Source organism: Oceanicaulis sp. UBA6590 (assembly GCF_002433705.1).
GTDB lineage: Bacteria > Pseudomonadota > Alphaproteobacteria > Caulobacterales > Maricaulaceae > Oceanicaulis.
The window spans coordinates 17,040-34,897 of sequence record NZ_DJIQ01000064.1 but is presented as its reverse complement, the minus strand read 5'-3'; the positions used below and the strand labels follow the sequence as shown (position 1 = coordinate 34,897).

Below are 17,858 nucleotides of genomic sequence, written 5' to 3'. Positions count from 1 at the left end.
CGTTATGAGCAGGCGGCGATTTGCAGCGGCGTGTCCCGACGCCAGTCGTCGAGCACCGGGCCCAGCGCGTCTCTGAGCGGATCGAGCCAGGCGTCATACGCCTTCCATTGCTCGAGGCCTTTCGTGTTGATCGGCTGGCGCACCTGTTCGGAGCTGGCGGTGCGCACTTCGCGTTTGGTCTTGTGAAACGCCACGCAGCCCGGCTCGAACTCCAGGCCGCAATAGTCGAGGATGCGCCGGACCTGCGCCTCGAGATCGTTCACCACATCCTCGTGGATCACGCGCAGGATCTGACCGGGCATGACCTGGTCCCAATGATCCATCAGCTCCACATAGCCGCGGTAATAGGCGCCGATCTCCTCGAGTCCGTAGGTGAATTCCTGCCCTTCGGCGAAGAGCTGCTTGAAGCCCGACACGCAGCACGCCATGGGATGGCGGCGCGCATCGATGATCTTCGCATTGGGCAGGATCGCCTTGATCAGACCGATATGGCGGAAATTGTTCGGCATCTTGTCGGTGAAGAAGGGTGCGCCCTTGCGATGGATCGCCGTTTCTTCCAGATAGCGTCGTCCCAGCTTTTCAAGCGCCTCTGAATCCAATTCTGACAGGATGCGCGGATAGCGGGTCTTGTCGCTGGCGCGCTGGCGTCCGCGCAAGGCATGGCTGATCGAGATGATGTTGGGCAATTCCAGCGTGCCGTCCACCTGGGAGTGGGAGGCGAGGATCTGCTCCAGCAGCGTCGAGCCCGCCCGCGGCAATCCGACGATGAAGATGGGGTCCGGGGACGGGTCGCCGCTGGGAGCGGACGGCGAAAACAGGTCCGGCGTGCAGTATTTCTTTTGCGCCTCGAACTCGCGCTCGATTTGATCGGTCGTGTAGCGGGTCTGGCGGGTCTTCAGCGCATTGCCCTCGCGATAGCGCTCGAAGGCGGAAGCGAAATCACCCTCGTCCTCGAACGCCTTGCCCAGCGCGAAATTGAGATTGATCCGGGTCTGAAGCGGCTGTCCGGGACGCGAGTCCTCGGCCTGCATAATGGCGCGCTCGTCCGCGTCGAAGCGATAGGTCTTCAGATTTGCAAGCCCGTACCAGGCGTCGCCATGGGCGGGGTCGCTCTGGCAAGCCGCCTGGTAGGAAGCAATGGCCTCCTCCGACCGCCCCCAGGTCTTCAGCGCATGCCCGCGTGAAGTCAGGGTCGCCGGATCGCCCGGCGCGCGTTCCAGCACCCGGTCGAACAGCTCGACGGCGCGTGCATAGTCGCCGGTCTGCATTCGCTCGATGGCGAGCTGGGAAATGAAGACCGGATTGTCCGGGTCGCGATCATAGAGGGTCTGGGCTTCCTCGAGCGCCTTGCCGAACTTCTGACGCTTTCTGAGGATGCGGATATAGTCCACCCGCAGATCGGCGTTGCCCGGCTCGAAGGTCACAGCGCTTTCAAGCAGAAACTCCGCATCTTCCAGAACGCCCAGCCGCGAGCCGATCTCGGCCAGAAGCCGCATGCCGGCGACGTCCTTCGGGTTCTGGGTCAGCCAGGACCGGCACAGGTTTTCCGCCTTCAGAAGCCGGTTCTCATGAAGATGATGCATGGCCGCCTGCAGCGCGGGCGGCAGCGCCTTGATCTGATCGGCCTGGGCCTGCGCCAGCCGGGCTTCATCCGCACGGCCCTGCTCAGCCAGAATCTGCGCCTGGGCGGACCAGGCGGCGTGAAGCGCCGGATTGGCGCGCACCGCAGCGCGGTAACTGCCCAGAGCACGATCGCGATCGCCCTGATCACGGAACAGATGTCCGTCTTCCTGCAGCCCGCGGCCGAATTCGGGCGCGACGCGCAGTAAATGATCGAGAGTCGCGCGGGCGTCATGCCCCTGTTTGAGATAACGCTGACAGACCGCCCGCATGTAGAGCGCGTCCACATGGTCGGGCGCATCGCTCAGGACCGGCTCCAGAACCTGCAAGGCCGCCTCGAAGGCGCCCTTGCGCATATGCGTCTCCGCCTCGCGGAGGGCCTGGGTCTGGGTTTCGTCAGCGGACATCACATCTCCATAAAACACGAACCGGCGCCCCATGGGAAATGGAGCGCCGACATCGTGAGAACACCCGGCCTGATCGTCAGGCCGGGTGTTTTCGTCCTAGTAGGAAATGCCGAAGCGAATTCCGTAGGTCCGCGGACGCATCACGGTGACGCGCTCGCGATCGTTGACGAAATTGTTGGCCAGCTCGGCGTTCTCATCCGTGACATTGTCCACGAAGATTTCCGCGGTCCAGTTATCGGACGTCAGGCCGGTGCGCAGACCCAGCGTGGCGTAGCTGTCCACATCAATCGCGTTGATCTCGATGATGTCGGAGCGGCTGTCGCTGGAATAGATCACCTGGCCCTGAACGTGGGCGGTCCAGCTGTTCTCCAGCTGCCACTCATAGCGCGCACGCGCATTGAGCTGCAGGCTGGGCGCATAGGCCAGCTCCTCGCCCTCGACGACGTCATCGGTCGGGGTCAGCACCTCGGTGATCTCGCTGTCCAGCACCGAGAAGGCGCCCGACACCGTCAGACCCGGCACATCCGCCGGCGCCCAGGTGACATCGCCCTCGACGCCCATGATTTCGGCGTCCGCGGCGTTATCGGAGAAGAACAGGTTCACGATCGACGGATCGAAGATCGTGGTCTGCAGGTCCTCGATCTCCACGAAGAACGCGTTGCCGTTGAAGCGCAGCTGATCGCCGAACAGATCCAGCTTCCAGCCGAGCTCATAGTTGGTGAGTTCGTCGGAATCGATCGCGAACGGCACGGTGTAGCCATTCGGTCCCGGCGCACCGCCCGGACGGTTCAGCAGACCCGGACGGAAGCCTTCCGAATAGGTGGCGTACAGAAGCACGCCCGCCGCAGGCGTCCAGGTGCCCGTCAGCTTGTAGATCGCGCCATCGGTCGCGGCCACATCCGGCGCCCGCGTGGCGTTAAAGATCTGCTGGGCTTGCGACATGCTGAGCGCCGGGTCGATCGCCATGATGTCGGCGATGGACTGGGTGTCGTTATAGGTGATGTGGCGGCTGGTGTCGCAGGTGCCCCGGAAGGTGTACTGGCCATCGCCGTTGTAAAGGTCGGAGATGTCGGTGCCGAACGCGTTCGCATCGGTCCCGCCAGAGTTACAGAACGAGGCGTTGGCGCTGCCGGCCAGATCGACCTCGATGTCGTAGTAGCGCGCACCCGCCGTCACGGAGAACACGCCCGGCACAAGATCATAGCTCACCTCGCCGAACACGCCGAGCTGTTCGTCGGTGCGGCGCACGTCATTGCGGAAGATCACGCCTTCCGGGAACGGCCCCGGATCAGAGGTGAAGCCCGTGGTGAACGGGAAGTTCGGCGCAAACGGCCCGAACGGATCCGCCTGGATCATGCCGAAATAGGTGAAATCGTTGCGCTCTTCGACTTCCGTGCTGGAATAGAAGCCACCGGCCGTCACGCGAAGGCGTTCCGATTGCGGGGTGTTGAAGCGCAGCTCGTGGCTTTCGACCTGGGTGTTGGTCGTGGAATCCACCAGCGATTGCGGGCTGTAACAGGTGCCCGACGGCGCAGCCGCGCCTGGATAGGTCACGGAGCCTTCGCAGGTATAGTACGGGAAGTACTGCCCCACGAACATGTACTCGGTGTAGTCGATGATCTGATCAGTGTCGCGATCGGTGAACGCGCCGGTGTAGACCACGTCCAGCATGGCGACGCGGCCTTCCAGCGTCCAGGCGGCGTTGACGAAGTCGTCCTGCAGGGTTTCGTCGGAATACCGCGAGACTTCATAGTCGTCGAGCTCTGGGTCCTGGAAGAAGACGCCATCGGAATCGAGCTGCTGGCTCATCGCCGACACGGTCAGGCGCCAGTCAGGATTGAACTCGTAACGACCCGAAATCCGGAACCCGGAATACGTGGTGTCGTTGAAGTCATCCTCGACCAGGGCGGAATTGTCGGCATCGATGAAGGTCACGCCCGACAGGTCGGAGCCGGCCTGGAAACCGGCGCGACGCGCGCTCACCGGAACGCCGTTTGCGCGCACGGTGCCCGCGGGGCGGAAGCGTGCGGACTCCGACGTGTTCACCGTGCCCTGGACGTTATCGATATAACCGCCCTGCTGATCCCAGAAGCCCACCAGGCGCAGCGCGAAATTGTCGCTGACCGGCAGGTTGACCATGGCGTCGGTCTTGTAGCTGGCTTCGCCGCCCTCGGTGAAGGAGACGCCGAAATTGGCGGCCGCTTCATAAAGGCCGATGGCCGGCTTGTTGGTGATCATGCGCACTGTGCCGGCCTGTGAGGAGGCGCCGAACAGCGTGCCCTGCGGTCCGGGCAGCACTTCCACGCGCTCAAGGTCAACAGCGTAGACGTCAAGGTTCCGGCCCGGCTGGGCGAGCGGCTGTTCATCCAGATAGAACGCCACGTTCGGCGCAAGACCCGCCACGCCGGCCGTCGTCATGTTCGGCGTGGTCGATGCGATGCCCCGGATGTAGATGGTGTTCTGGCCCGGCCCGCTGCCGCCGGCGGTGACGCCGGGAAGCTGGACCAGATAGTCCGCAAACACATCCACATCGAGCTCTTCCAGATCGTTCTCGCCAATGGCGGAAACGGCGACCGGAATGTCCTGGGAATCCTGTTCGGTCTTGGTGGCGGTGACGACAATGCGGTCCACCTGCGCGACTGCCGCACCGCCCATCACGACGCCCATGGCGGCGGACAACATGGTGCTGGCGAGAACTCGTTTCTTGAGACTCATCGTTTAGCGCTCTCCGATTGATTATGATTATTCCGATGTAAACAAACCATTCGCCCCTGACCAGCCAAGCTTTCGCCACAAAGCTTTTGCGGTGCATCAAAAGTCCGGCCACGTACGAGACCGGTTCGATATTTCTGTTATCTTACATTAAGTTGGATCAAGTTGTTGCTTTGAAACAACAGGCTGAAACCGTTTCCAGAACGCAGGTCTTCCCCTCCACCTTCGCCACAATCTTGGTTCGTGTTCGAATTTAACGCCCGACAGGCTCGGCACAGGAGGCAATGCGCGCAGGATTGACGCAGCCTGCGATCCGCCAGTACCCCTGAGCTGCTGATTTTGGCATAAGACCGCCATGACCCAGTTCCGCGTCGCCGCCCTTTACAAGTTCACCCCGCTGCAGGCCGACAAGGCGCTGCAGGACCATCTGCTGAGCGCCTGCCGCACGCATGACGTGATGGGGACGCTGCTGCTCGCCCGCGAAGGCATCAACGGCACGATTGCCGGCTCTCCGGACGGCATCGAGGCGGTCCTGAATGTGATCCGCTCCCTGCCTGGCTGCGCCGACATCGAACACAAGGATTCCGTCGCCAGCGAGCAGCCCTTCCTGCGCCTGAAGGTTCGGCTGAAAAAGGAGATCGTGACGCTGGGGGTCGAAGGCGTGGACCCGACCCGCGCCGTAGGCTCCTATGTGGAGCCTGAAGACTGGAACGACCTGATCAGCGCGCCGGACGTGGTCACCATCGACACGCGCAACGCCTATGAAGTGCGCATTGGCCAGTTCAAGGGCGCGGTGGATCCTGAAACCACGAGCTTTCGCGAATTTCCCGACTGGTTCCGCAAGTTCCGCCAGACCCGGCCCAACGCCCGCATCGCCATGTATTGCACGGGCGGCATTCGCTGCGAGAAATCCACCGCCTTCGCCCTCGCTGAAGGGCTGGATGAGGTCTACCACCTCAAGGGCGGCATCCTGAAATACCTCGAGACCGTGCCCGAGGAGGACAGCCTGTGGGAAGGCGAGTGCTTCGTCTTTGACCGGCGTGTGGCGGTCGGCCATGGCCTGAAGGAAGGCGATTACACCACCTGTCACGCCTGCCGCGAACCGCTCGGCCCCGAAGACCTCAAATCGGCGTTCTTCTCCCCCGGCGTCAGCTGTCCGCACTGCCATGAATCCCGCACCGGGGAACAACGCCAGCGCTATGCCGAGCGCCAGCGTCAGGAAGCCCGCGCCGCCGCCCGCGGCGAACGACATGTAGGGGCTGTGCTGGACGCCTCGGCCGCTTCGGATGACTGACGCGCGCCCGATCCTCTACTCCTTCCGTCGCTGCCCTTATGCCATGCGCGGCCGGATGGCGCTGGATGTCGCCGGCATCGCGGTCGAGCACCGCGAAATCCTCCTCAAGGACAAGCCCGCCGAAATGCTGGCCGCCTCGCCCAAGGGTACGGTGCCGGTGATTGTCCGGCCCGATGGAGGCGTGATCGAGGAAAGCCTGGATGTGATGCTCTGGGCGCTTGAGCAGAATGACCCCGAAAACTGGCTGACCCCGCCTTCGGGCGACCGGTCGGAGATGGAGGCGCTGATCGCGGCCAATGACGGCCCGTTCAAGCATCATCTTGATCGCTACAAGTACGACACCCGATATGAAGGCGCGGTGGCGAGCGAGCACCGGGCCGCCGCCAGCGGGCATCTGGATGCGCTTGAAGACCGGCTTGGTCAGTCCGACCAGCTTCTGGGCGACGCGCCCTGCCTTGCCGATATTGCGCTCTTTCCGTTCGTGCGCCAGTTCGCCAATACCGATCGGGACTGGTTTGACGCCCAGCCCTGGCCCAATCTTCAGCGCTGGCTTGACGATCATCTGAACTCGAACCGCTTTAAGCGCATCATGCAGAAGCATGACCTGTTCGAGTCAGCGGCCGGGCGTCAGGACTGACGCCATCAGGTCAGGCCCAGCCGTGACGCCAGAAGCGCCGCTTCGGCCCGGGTGGAGATGCCGAGCTTTGAATAGACCGACTTGATGTGGCCCGCGATGGTGTGCTCGCTCAACCCCAGCGCCGAAGCGGCCTCGGCATTGCGCAGACCGCGCCCGATCAGGCTGAGCACATCCCGCTCACGCGGGGTCAGATCCCCGCCATCGGTCTCCACCAGCGCCGTGCGCCGGAAATGCTCGATGATGCGTCGGGCGATGGAGGGAGAGAGCGCAGGCTCGCCCTGATCAATGGCGGTCAGTTGCCGCACAAAGACGTCCTGCCGCGCATCCTTCAGAAGATAACCGTCCGCGCCGTTTGAAAGCGCCGCAATCACCGAGGCGTCATCGCCCATGACCGTCGCCACAACGATGGTGGCGGCAGGATGGTGGTCCTTCATGGCCTGGATCAGCTGACCGCCATCGCCGTCCGGCAATCCCAGGTCCACAATGGCGAGGTCGAAGGCCCGGCTCTGCATGAGACCCAAGGCGTCGCGCACGCGTGTCGCTTCGGAAATCCGGCAGCCCGGAAACGCCAGCTCGGCCGCTTCGCGCAGCCAGGCGCGGGTTTCTGCGATGTCCTCGACCAGCAAGATCGTCTTCATGATGACAGTCCCTGGCAGGGAAAGCTGGCGTGCAGGGCGACGCCGGCCTTCTGACTGACCACATCGAACGCGCCGCCCACGCTCTCCATGCGCGCCCGCATGTTCGACACGCCCTGACCGGACGAGCTTTGGGCCGGATCGAACCCGACGCCATCATCACGGATCTCGATCCGGATTTGTCCTTGCCGGGCCCTGACCTTGATCGACAGCATCCGGGCGTCTGCATGCTTGATGGTGTTGCTCGCCGCTTCGCGCACCACAGATCGCAGCGCATGAACCTGGCCCGGCATCAGCCTGTGGCCCGCGGCGGCCTCCAGCGTCCAGTGAAGCCGGACGCCATGAGCCTCAAGCCGGTCAGAGGTTTCAGCCCGCAAGTCCGCCAGCAATTCATCCAGGGACAACTCCGCGCCATGCGCATGATTGATGACGTCGCGCAGATCCGACAGCGTATCGCGGATCATCGCATCCTTTTTCTCGGTCGCTGCCGAGTGCAGGGCGCGCATCAGCTGAGCGCCGATATTGTCGTGCAGGTCGCGCGCGATCCTCACCCGCTCCTCGCTGACGCCCCGATCATAGGCCGACCGGTTCTCGCGCGCCTTTTGCGCCAGGGCGATCAGCTCCTTCGCCAAGAGAACATCACGCGAATTGAACAGGGCGCGCCCGCCCTGCTTGTAGGCAAGGCGGAGGACTGGCGCATCGTCACTGGCGGGAAGACGAAGCACCAACCCCTCCTCTTCGATTTGAGGCTCGCTTACAGGAAGGGAGTCGAGATCCAGCGAAAGCGGGCGGAAATGCGCTCTCAGCAAGTCCGTCCACGCCTGGGAGCGTTCCGCCGCCGACGGCTTGAAGGCGGCTTCGAGCACGCCACTGAACAAGGGCGTATCCTCGGGGCGCGCGCTCATCGCGAAGTGTCGCCAGATGCGCTCGCGAAAGGGCAGATAGGCGAAGCCCGCCACCAGCAGCGACACGCCAAGCGCCTGGGACGGCCCGATGGACAGAAGCGTGATCAAGCCCAGATCCAAGGCGAAGATCAGCAGAACCCCTGCAGAATAGAAGATGATGCGATAGGACCAGGCGCCGAGGTCAAACAGGCGAAAGCGCATCAGCCCGACCGCCAGACCCACATAGATCGCCAGGAAGAAGGCGAAGGCGTAGTTCTCCCGCACCAGCGGCTGGAAGCCGAAACTGAGGGGCGCAGCGACGGTTGCGATGAAGGCGCCCGCGCCCAACAGCACCGACACGCCCAGCCAGACCGCAATCGCGCGGGCGCGGGGTTCGTGGGCGCTCGCCCACATCTGCCAGGCCACAACGCCGACAATCACCAGCATCTCCACCGTGGTGATCAGCTGCACCTCGGCGAATTCGCGCCAGGGACCGAATGTGCGCAGCAGGGTCCACAGCCCGAACCCCAGACCGGTGAGCGCCATCAGCATCCGCCAACCAGGCAACCGCGTCGGGTAAATCAGGAACAGGCTGATCATGATGATCCCGAACGAAGACGCCCCCAGCATGTTCACGATCCAGAACCAGGCGATCGTGTCTTCCGTCAGAGGCAGGGCAATCGAGAAGGAGAACGAGGAGAAACAGAAGGCCAAAGTGGCCAGACCGCTGATGGCGAACAGGCTGGCCGGCAGGCTTGCGGGCTTGAGCGCCCACACCCAGGCTGACAGCAGATAGGCGACCAGCCCCGTCAGCAAGGAGCTCCAGATCCCCGGATCAATGGTGAAGGGATTGCGCCAGTCCGCAGGCGACCAGGACCAGCCGGTCTGGGGCTGAAGGGACAGAAGGCTCAGAAGGGCAAAGGCCGCCAGCCCCAGGGCCGTCAACACGATCAACCGCGTGAAGGGTGTGGCGGCCAGACGCACCGCCTCCGTCTTCAAGTTCTGCTGCATGCCCCTTCGCCCCCTTCGCGCGACCTGCTTGCCCATGACGAGCGTCCCCGATCGTCACTTGCGCCGTAATCGGCGCGAGGGTCGCAGGCCGCGCGTAATCCGCCTATTGGCAGACCGATGCGCTTGTATTGCTACCGCTCATCACGCAATGCGCATAGCGATAACGATCCCGCGTGGCGGCGGAAATCTCCGCAGCGCTCGCCACGCTGGGCGGCGTCACACTGGACGCGCTTGAGCTGTAGGAGGGGGCGCTGGAACCATAGAGTTCACGCCATCGGGCGTCTGCAGCGCCCGCTGTGTTGGTTCCGGTCCCGAACGTCCCTTCCAGTCCCGTGCCGCGCGCAGCCATCTCCGCATCCGCAGCCTGCCGCACCGGCCCCGAGGAAAACCACAGGGCGGCGGCGTACAGATCATTGGTCGCCACATCTCCCATACGTCCCGCATTGCGCGCCGCCAGAATGGCGCGCTGAGCCAGGTCCTGGGACCGCGCCGAATTGATTGCAACAGACACCGCATCGCCATACCGGCCCTGGGACAAGGCGGCGTTCACCTCCGCCGCCTGTGCGGCCTGACGGGCTTCATACTCGGCGACCTCGGCAAAATAGGTCCGCCATTCCTGCGCCATGCCGCAGGAGAATTCATGCCCCAGCGAACAGGCGCGCTCATAGTACCGCGCGCCCAGCTGATGCTCCTCGATCAGGACATAGACCGCCGCCACATTCCGGCAGTCTCCGGATGAATTCTGCTCGTCACAGCGGATCAGCGAATAGCGCATGCCCTTCTCGGCGTCGAAGGTCGGGAATTCAGGGTTGGCGTACAGCCGCGCCGCCACGTCGCAGCCCTTGATGTCGCGATACCGGTCGCACGACTGCTCGGCGAACCAGGCCGCCTCATCCATGTTGATGAGCCGAATGAACTGCCCCTCATTGCCGTCATAGGCCCAGTCCAGCCCCCACAGGCACGCATTCTCCACCCCGGCCTCACAGCCGGCGCGGGCGGTCGGCAGGACCCGGTTGAGATTGCCCGCCTCAGACGATGTGCTGATCCGATGGCCCAGACCATTGCTGCAGCCGTCCGCATGTCCCATCGCACAAGCGCGCTCCATATACTCGACGCCGCGGATCACATTGCGCGCCACATTGCCGTCGCCCCGGCTCACCAGAACGCCCGCCGTGTTGCATCCGTCAGGCACGCCCAGATCGCAGGCGCGCAGGAAGAACTCGACCGCGCGTTGCTTGTTCTCGGGCACGCCCATGCCCTGCGCATATTCCGCCCCGGTATAGAAGCAGGCTTCAGCGTCATTGGCGCGGCACCCCGCTTCGGATTGCGATTGCCGGGCCTCGGCCGCAGCGCCCGCCCCCCAGAGCAGACCGAGAACGATCAGGAATCGGAACATGTGAGCCTCCCATCTCAGCAGAGCGGGGAGGCTAGACCGGCACGCATCCCCCGCGCCTCCCCTGTTCAGGGGGCGGCAGGGAAATCACAAAGGAGATCAATCAGAAAATTGATTTCAAAGGTAATACTTCAGCGCCTCAGGGAGAGAGAGAAGTTCCTTAGATCAATGAAAACTCGCCTGAAATGATGTCGCTGTCAGCGAAACGTGGGCATCCAGAGGTGGATACAATTCAAACGCCTTCGGCTCGCGAGAGAAGTTCCATAGGCGCAGCAGACACCACTCTGATCTCCGCGCGTCCGCAACAGCCAACTCATTCCGTGTGATGTAGAATGGCGTACGCTCCCAGCCATTCGTCGTCTTCACCTCGATAAGTCGCTCTTGCCCGCTCAGTGTGAAGCTCGCGATATCGTACCCGGCGCCATCGCCCTCGTCTCGCGACACCCATCGCACTTGACGCGCCAGGTCATCACGACCGGCAGACTTCAGAACCGATCGCTCATTAAAGAAGACACGCTCTTCACCAGATCGACCAAGGGCCCGGTTACGCTCATCGCGCTCAGCAATGTCAAACTTCCGCGCAATTTGAAGCATCTGGTCAAGCTCTTGGGGCGGCGGCTCATTTGACAAAGTCGGCGGGGGGCCAATCCAAAGCGGCGCTTCTTCAGCCATGCCCATCAGTGGACGAGAATACGTGTGACGCTCCAGCCAGGATGGATTCTCTGACAGCCACCAGACCACAGCATCAACAAGCGACATCTGGAAATTGAACGCTGGCTTGTAGCCTTGAATCCAGTCCTCGCCGAGTCCTTTAAGGACAGCGCTTATATTCTGGTGCTTGAACTCGACAGATCCTTCCGATCTGTTTTCGAGCTTTCGCATTAAGGCGCGCCGATGCTCCGCCTTGTTGTAAGCCTGCCCTGAAAGGTCACGATACAACATCGCGAAATAGTCTGCGACGATCAGGTCGTTCTCTCGATCATCCCAAGGCCTGTTTGACATGACGCCAGGCTAAGGTGCTGAAATTCATTTGTCATCACCTGCATCGGGGAAAGTCGGCGCAAAGAAAAAGGCCCCGGAAAGGGACCTGTCTTGACGTCGTCAAAAGAAGTATGGCGGTGAGGGTGGGATTCGAACCCACGAGACGGTTGCCCGCCTACACGCGTTCCAGGCGTGCGCCTTCGACCACTCGGCCACCTCACCGTAAGGCGGCGGAAAGTACCCAATCAGAGGCGGCAGTCAAGCGCGGAGGGCTGCTCCATGTGCGTGAAAAAGCGGTAACGGGTTCTTGCGCTGGAATTGCCGTATTCCCAAGTGCTTCTGACCCATCCATCCGCGCCCAGACGGACGTTTGGCTCTGCGCTGCGCCAGCCTCTTCTTGAAAGGTCCGCCATGTTTGACGTGAACAAGATCATCACCGCCCTTCAGACTGACCCCAACGCCCAGCGCACGGCGCTGGCGGGCGGCGGCGGACTGGCCGCCGGCTTCGCCGCGTCCATGCTGATGGGCAAGAAAGGGCGCAAGATGATGGGCACGGCCGCCAAGTATGGCGCGGTCGCCGCCATTGGCGGGATCGCCTACCATGCCTGGCAGAAATCCCAGCAGAACAAGCAGGGTCAGGGCGCCGCTCCGTCTGCGGCCGCTCCCCAGGACGCCGCTTTCACCCCCGCGCCGGACAACTCCGCCTTCCTGCCCGCCCCGACGGATGAGGCTGCGGTCGATCAGCTGGGCAAGGCGCTCGTCCGCGCGATGATCGCGGCCGCCAAGGCCGACGGCAAGGTCGACGCCGAGGAGAAGGACGCCATCTTTGCGCGCCTGAACGCCATGGATCTGAGCGCCGAGGACAAGGCCTTCGTGTTTGACGAACTCTCCGCCCCGCTCGACATCAACGCCGTGGTGGACGCTGCCGACACGCCCGAACACGCCGCGGAAATCTACGCCGCGTCCCTTGTGGCCATCGAGATCGATACGCCCGCCGAACAGGCCTATCTGCAGATGCTGGCGGCGCGGCTCAATCTTGATGCAGACCTCGTGAATGAGATTCACAAGGCGGCGGACGCCCAGACGGCCTAAAGCGCTCTAGAACCGCGCCGGTTCGTCCTCCAGCGCGTGCGCCAGATGATCGGCGAGGCGTCGGGCGGCAAGCCCGGCGTCAGCCGCGGTCAGCAGCACCGCCTCGGCATCCGCAAGCGGCGGCATGCGCTGGCCCTCATCAATGGCGAGATCATCGGGCGCAAAGTCCCGCGGCAATACCGCCACGCCAAGACCGGCGCGCACGGCCGCCAGCGCACCGGCGAGCGAGCCGCACACATAGGCGGCTCGGGCGCGGCCGCCGGCCTTGCCCAGCGCTTCCACGGCTCGCTTGCGATAGACGCAGGGTTCGGGACTGACCACGAGAGCAGTCACGCCGCCTGTTTCAAACACGCCGTCATTCGCCCCCACCCAGACGAGTGGCTCTGACCAGACGCGCTGACCATCCACAGCGGCGCTGGGCTCACGTTTCACCAGCGCCACATCAAGCCGGCCGGCGTGATACATCTTCATCAGGTTCAGCGTCAGGTCGCAGGTCACCTCGAGCTGGATGCCCGGATGGGCGCGGGAAAATTCCGCCAGCGCCTTGGGCAGGTGCGCCGTCGCGATGTCTTCGGGCGTGCCCAGGCGCACCGTGCCGCGCGCGCCGCCATCGCGAAACGCCGAGAGCGCCTCGTCATGCAGCGCCAGCATGCGTTCGGCATAGCCCATCAGCCGCTCGCCCGCCGGCGTCAGCGTCACGCGCCGCGCGGTGCGGCTGAACAGGCGCTCGCCCGTGATCTGTTCGAGTTTCCTGATCTGTAGCGAGATGGCGGACTGGCTGCGAAAGAGCAGCTCCCCCGCCCGGGTGAAGCTCTGGGACTGGGCCACCGCCACGAAGGCGCGCAACAGATCAAGGTCGAGACGGTCAGTTTGCATTGGATGAGTTTTTCAAATGCATGGACGCATGACAATCAATTTTTCAAATCTGGCTGCATGCGGCTAAACAGCCCTCATCCCGGCTTCGTCCACCCGGCGCCGGTTTGCAAAGTCTCACGCTGGAATGAGGAAACCCGCATGAACGTCCACGTCTCCGCCTCCAAGTCCGCCGCTACGGCGACCCGCACCCCGACCCCGATCACCGTGGCCTATGGCGACGGCATCGGTCCGGAAATCATGAAGGCCAGCCTGAAGGTGCTCAACGCCGCGGGCGCGGCGCTGGCGCCGGAGCCGATCGAAATTGGCGAGCAGGTCTATCTGAAGGGTGTGAGCGCGGGGATCGAGGACAGCGCCTGGGACTCCCTGCGCCGCACCAAGGTCTTCTACAAGGCGCCGATCACCACGCCCCAGGGCGGCGGCTTCAAATCGCTCAATGTGACCGTGCGCAAATCGCTGGGCCTGTTCGCCAATGTGCGCCCCTGTGCGGCGCTCTCCCCGTTCGTCGCGACGCGCCATCCGGACATGGATGTGGTGATCGTGCGCGAGAACGAGGAAGACCTCTATGCCGGCATCGAACACCGCCAGACCGATGAAGTGGTGCAGTGCCTGAAGCTGATCTCGCGTCCGGGCTGCGAGCGGATCGTGCGCTATGCGTTTGATTACGCCCGCGCCAATGGCCGCAAGAAGGTGACCTGCCTGTCCAAGGACAACATCATGAAGCTGACCGATGGTCTGTTCCATGAGGTCTTTGACGAGATCGCCAAGGAGTATCCCGACATCAAGACCGATCACTGGATCATCGATATCGGCACCGCCAAGCTCGCTGACGCGCCCGAACAGTTCGACGTGATCGTCACCTCGAACCTGTATGGCGACATCATCTCTGACGTCGCCGCCGAGATCACCGGCTCGGTCGGCCTGGGCGGCTCGGCCAATATTGGCGAGCATTGCGCCATGTTCGAAGCCATTCACGGCTCCGCCCCGATGATTGCCGGTCAGGGCATCGCCAACCCGTCCGGCCTGCTGCTGGCCGGCGTGCAGATGCTGGTGCATATCGGTCAGGCCGATGTTGCGGAGAAAATCCACAATGCCTGGCTCAAGACGCTGGAGGACGGCGTTCACACCGTCGATATCGCGTCTGAAGACATGACGAAGGAACAAGTGGGCACCGACGCCTTTGCCGACGCCGTCATCGCCCGTCTGGGTCAGGAGCCGAGCACCTTCACCCCGGTGCGCTATAATGCGGATGCTGGCGGCGTCGAGATCGCGCCCTACAAGCGCCGTGAGCGCCAGACCAAGACCCTGGTGGGCGTGGATGTCTTCGTCGACATGCCGACCCAGAACCCCGATGAACTCGCCGGCGCGCTGAACGCCGCAGCGGGCGATGCATCCCTGAGCCTGAAGATGATCACCAATCGTGGCGTGAAGGTCTGGCCGAACGGTTTGCCGGAAACCTTCAAGACCGACCATTGGCGCTGCCGCTTCATGAGCGGGGCCGTCAGCAAGAACGCCGATGTGGTCGACCTTCTGGGCCGCATCGAGGCCGCCGGCATTGATTTCGTGAAGACCGAGCAACTCTACGAGTTTGACGGCAAGCCCGGCTATTCGCTCGGTCAGGGCCAGTAGGGCTGAACGTGTTGGACTCCCGGGCCTGCCTCCAGCACCCGGAAGCTCCGCCAGCGATACACATGTCAGCCTGAAAGAACCCCGGCCCGGCGCCATGCCAGGCCGGGGTTTTTCAGTTTGAAATCAGAGGAATGGGAAAGGCGGGAGCGCCCTACCCCTTCACGATCCGGGCAATGTAGAACCCGTCCAGGCCGCCACGTTCGGACCACAAATCCGGGCGGGTGCGCACGGCGCCGTCTGGCGTGATCGCAGCCTTGAGTCCCGGCAATTCGTCCGCCGTCACCGGATCAAGGCGCGCGTCCGGCGTGCGCGAGAGGAAGGCCTCGATCTGGTCTTCCCCCTCTTCGCGCTCCAGCGAACAGGTGCAGTAGACGAGGCGGCCGCCCGGTTTGAGCTGATTGAAGCTCGCATCCAGCAGTCGGCGCTGAATGTCCGCAAGATTGGCGATGTCGCCGGGCTGCTTGGCCCAGGCTGCATCCGGGCGACGGCGCAGCGTACCGGTCGCAGAACACGGCGCGTCGAGCAGGATGGCGTCCAGCGGTTCGGGCGCCGTCCAGTCAGCCACATCCGCGGCGACAATCTCGGCCTTGAGCTTTGTGCGTTCGAGATTGTCTTCCAGGCGTTTCAGGCGCTTGGGCGAGGCGTCGACCGCAATCACGGATGCGCCGGTCGCAGCGAGCTGCAAGGTCTTGCCACCCGGCGCGGCGCAGAGATCAGCGACTGTCTCGCCCGCTTTCACGCCCAGCAGTTTCGCGGGCAGCGCAGCGGCGGCGTCCTGAACCCACCAGTCCCCGTTTTCAAAACCGGGCAGGCCATCGACCGCGCCAATGTCCGGGCGGCGGATGGTCCCGGTTTCCAGCACGCTGGCGCCGATCTCCTCGGCGAAGCTCTGGGTGTCAAACCCCGGCTTGGCGGTCAGGTCGAGCGTCGGCGGGACAGAGCGTGCGATAGCGATGGCGCGCGCGGTGGGCTCGCCATAGGTCTCCACCCAGCGCTCGGCCAGCCAGTCAGGCAGGTCCTCAAGCGGATCGGAATCAAGGAAGGCATCCTTCCCCTGATCAACCACCCGGCGCAGCACGGCGTTGGCGAGATTCTTGAAACGCGCGGTGTGGCGATCCTGCGCCATCAGGCTGACCCAGGCGTCCACGGCCGCATGCGCTGGGGTGTCGAGGATCAGGCGTTCCGCCGCGCCGCAGCGCAGGATGAGATGGGCTTTCACCTCTTCATCCGGCAAGGGCTTGTCGAGCACCTGCATCAGGGCCGCGTCGAGCGCGATGGGACGACGAATGACGGCGGAGGCGATGGCGCGCGCAAAGGCGCGGTCCCGCGGCTCCATCCGCTTCCATTCGGGTCGCCCGGCCAAGGCCCCATCGAGCGGCACGGCCTTGGCGAGCACGCCCTCGACGGCGCCCAGCGCAACCGCGCGAGGCATCAGGTTCTTGGTGGAGGATTTGGGCTCGGGTCCAGATCTGCGCGGCTGGCGGCGGTCCTGCTGCCGGTTCACGCCTGATCCTCTTGCGCCGCTTCCGCCTCACGTTCCAGACGCCGGCGTTCGCTGGCGCGGATCTTCTGGCTTTCGCTTTTCAGCTGACCGCAGGCCGCAAAGATATCCCGGCCGCGCGGCGTACGGATCGGGCTGGCGTATCCCGCCCGGTTCACCACATCGGCGAAGGCCTCGATCTGATCCCAGTCCGAGCACTCATAGGGGCTGCCCGGCCAGGGATTGAACGGGATGAGGTTGATCTTGGCCGGAATGCCCTTGAGCAGTTTCACGAGCGCCCGCGCCTCGGCGAGGCTATCGTTCACGCCCTTCAGCATCACATATTCGAACGTCACGCGCTTGGAGTTGGACAGGTCCGGATAGGCCCGGATCGCGTCCATCAGCTCGGCGATAGGGTATTTCTTGTTCAGCGGCACCAGCTCGTTGCGCAATTCATCATTGGTGGCGTGCAGGCTGATCGCCAGCATGGAGCGGGTGCGCTCGCCGAGTTCGGGGATTTTCGGCACGACGCCCGAGGTCGACACCGTGGTGCGGCGACGGCCAATGCCGATGCCTTCATGATCGGAGATCACATCGATCGAATCCGACACATGGTCGAGATTGTAGAGCGGCTCGCCCATGCCCATGAAGACGATATTGGTGATCTGGCGGTCCTCGTTGGAGGTCGGCCATTCGCCAAGATCATCGCGCGCGATCATCACCTGGGCGACGATCTCGGCGGCGGTCAGGTTGCGCACCAGCGGCTGGGTGCCGGTATGGCAGAAGGTGCAGTTGAGCGTGCAGCCCACCTGGGAGGACACGCACAGCGCGCCCGACCGCGCCACGGCGGGAATGAAGACCGTCTCGACCTCAACACCCGACGCCATGCGGATGAGGTATTTGCGGGTGCCGTCCACGCTGACCTGACGCTCGGTGATTTCCGGGCGGGCAAGGGTGAACTTCGCCTCCAGCTGCTGGCGCAGATCCTTGGAGACGTTCGTCATCTGATCAAACTCAGTGACGCCGTAATGATAGATCCAGCGCCAGAGCTGTTCGGCGCGCATCTTGGCTTTCTTCTCGTCCACAAGGCCATGCTCGACGAGCGCGTCACGCAATTGCGGACGCGTCATGCCGACAAGGGCGATGGGACCGGTCGTTTCCGGCCGGTTGGAAAAGGACAGGTCGAGGGTTTTCAAAGGTGCGTTCATGG

General features: G+C 63.6%; 13 protein-coding genes and 1 tRNA gene. 4 read left to right on the top strand and 10 right to left on the bottom strand.

Annotated features, from left to right (window positions below; all coding sequences use genetic code 11):
- Nucleotides 1-2 precede the first annotated feature (2 nt).
- Together B2Z70_RS13460 and B2Z70_RS13455 are read right to left on the bottom strand one after the other, a co-directional pair.
- On the bottom strand, nucleotides 3-2,027 hold the full coding sequence (locus B2Z70_RS13460) for a tetratricopeptide repeat-containing sulfotransferase family protein (RefSeq protein ID WP_292983905.1): 2,025 nt from the start codon (nucleotides 2,025-2,027) through the stop codon (nucleotides 3-5).
- A 96-nt stretch (nucleotides 2,028-2,123) separates the two neighbouring features.
- The gene (locus B2Z70_RS13455; protein WP_009802592.1) at nucleotides 2,124-4,742 is read right to left on the bottom strand and encodes a TonB-dependent receptor; all 2,619 of its coding nucleotides are present in this window, start codon (nucleotides 4,740-4,742) and stop codon (nucleotides 2,124-2,126) included.
- Nucleotides 4,743-5,094: 352 nt separating this feature from the next.
- Between B2Z70_RS13455 and trhO the strand changes: the two genes are divergently transcribed.
- Nucleotides 5,095-6,033 (top strand): oxygen-dependent tRNA uridine(34) hydroxylase TrhO, encoded by a 939-nt coding sequence (gene trhO, locus B2Z70_RS13450; protein ID WP_009802591.1) that lies wholly within the window; start codon nucleotides 5,095-5,097, stop codon nucleotides 6,031-6,033.
- Nucleotides 6,026-6,670, top strand: coding sequence for a glutathione S-transferase (locus B2Z70_RS13445; RefSeq protein WP_292983904.1), 645 nt, complete (start codon nucleotides 6,026-6,028; stop codon nucleotides 6,668-6,670). The genes trhO and B2Z70_RS13445 overlap by 8 nt, the downstream gene beginning before the upstream one ends.
- A gap of 5 nt (nucleotides 6,671-6,675) precedes the next feature.
- On the opposite strand, the gene B2Z70_RS13440 is transcribed toward B2Z70_RS13445, so the two are convergent.
- From B2Z70_RS13440 to B2Z70_RS13420, 5 genes are all read right to left on the bottom strand, one after another.
- On the bottom strand, nucleotides 6,676-7,308 hold the full coding sequence (locus tag B2Z70_RS13440) for a response regulator (RefSeq protein ID WP_009802589.1): 633 nt from the start codon (nucleotides 7,306-7,308) through the stop codon (nucleotides 6,676-6,678).
- Nucleotides 7,305-9,200 carry a sensor histidine kinase gene (locus B2Z70_RS13435; protein WP_292983903.1) on the bottom strand — a complete coding sequence of 632 codons (1,896 nt, stop codon included), beginning with the start codon at nucleotides 9,198-9,200 and terminating at the stop codon, nucleotides 7,305-7,307. Before B2Z70_RS13435 ends, B2Z70_RS13440 begins: the two co-directional genes overlap by 4 nt.
- A 103-nt stretch (nucleotides 9,201-9,303) precedes the next feature.
- Nucleotides 9,304-10,596 (bottom strand): tetratricopeptide repeat protein, encoded by a 1,293-nt coding sequence (locus B2Z70_RS13430; RefSeq protein ID WP_292983902.1) that lies wholly within the window; start codon nucleotides 10,594-10,596, stop codon nucleotides 9,304-9,306.
- A gap of 162 nt (nucleotides 10,597-10,758) precedes the next feature.
- Nucleotides 10,759-11,595 (bottom strand): protein NO VEIN domain-containing protein, encoded by an 837-nt coding sequence (locus B2Z70_RS13425; RefSeq protein ID WP_292983901.1) that lies wholly within the window; start codon nucleotides 11,593-11,595, stop codon nucleotides 10,759-10,761.
- A gap of 111 nt (nucleotides 11,596-11,706) precedes the next feature.
- A tRNA-Ser gene (locus B2Z70_RS13420) sits at nucleotides 11,707-11,796 on the bottom strand.
- 189 nt (nucleotides 11,797-11,985) lie between these two features.
- On the opposite strand from B2Z70_RS13420, the gene B2Z70_RS13415 reads away from it, so the two are divergent.
- A complete protein-coding gene (locus B2Z70_RS13415; RefSeq protein WP_292983900.1) occupies nucleotides 11,986-12,666 on the top strand; it encodes a tellurite resistance TerB family protein in 681 nt (226 codons plus the stop codon).
- A 6-nt stretch (nucleotides 12,667-12,672) separates the two neighbouring features.
- On the opposite strand, the gene B2Z70_RS13410 is transcribed toward B2Z70_RS13415, so the two are convergent.
- Nucleotides 12,673-13,542, bottom strand: coding sequence for a LysR family transcriptional regulator (locus B2Z70_RS13410; protein WP_292983899.1), 870 nt, complete (start codon nucleotides 13,540-13,542; stop codon nucleotides 12,673-12,675).
- Between the two features lie 138 nt (nucleotides 13,543-13,680).
- Between B2Z70_RS13410 and B2Z70_RS13405 the strand changes: the two genes are divergently transcribed.
- On the top strand, nucleotides 13,681-15,168 hold the full coding sequence (locus B2Z70_RS13405) for an NADP-dependent isocitrate dehydrogenase (RefSeq protein WP_292983898.1): 1,488 nt from the start codon (nucleotides 13,681-13,683) through the stop codon (nucleotides 15,166-15,168).
- Nucleotides 15,169-15,319: 151 nt separating this feature from the next.
- Here the strand turns inward: B2Z70_RS13405 and B2Z70_RS13400 are convergent, their stop codons facing one another.
- Nucleotides 15,320-16,672 (bottom strand): RsmB/NOP family class I SAM-dependent RNA methyltransferase, encoded by a 1,353-nt coding sequence (locus B2Z70_RS13400; protein WP_292983897.1) that lies wholly within the window; start codon nucleotides 16,670-16,672, stop codon nucleotides 15,320-15,322.
- Nucleotides 16,669-17,856 (bottom strand): dual-specificity RNA methyltransferase RlmN, encoded by a 1,188-nt coding sequence (rlmN, locus tag B2Z70_RS13395; RefSeq protein WP_040612636.1) that lies wholly within the window; start codon nucleotides 17,854-17,856, stop codon nucleotides 16,669-16,671. The genes B2Z70_RS13400 and rlmN overlap by 4 nt, the downstream gene beginning before the upstream one ends.
- Nucleotides 17,857-17,858 lie beyond the last annotated feature (2 nt).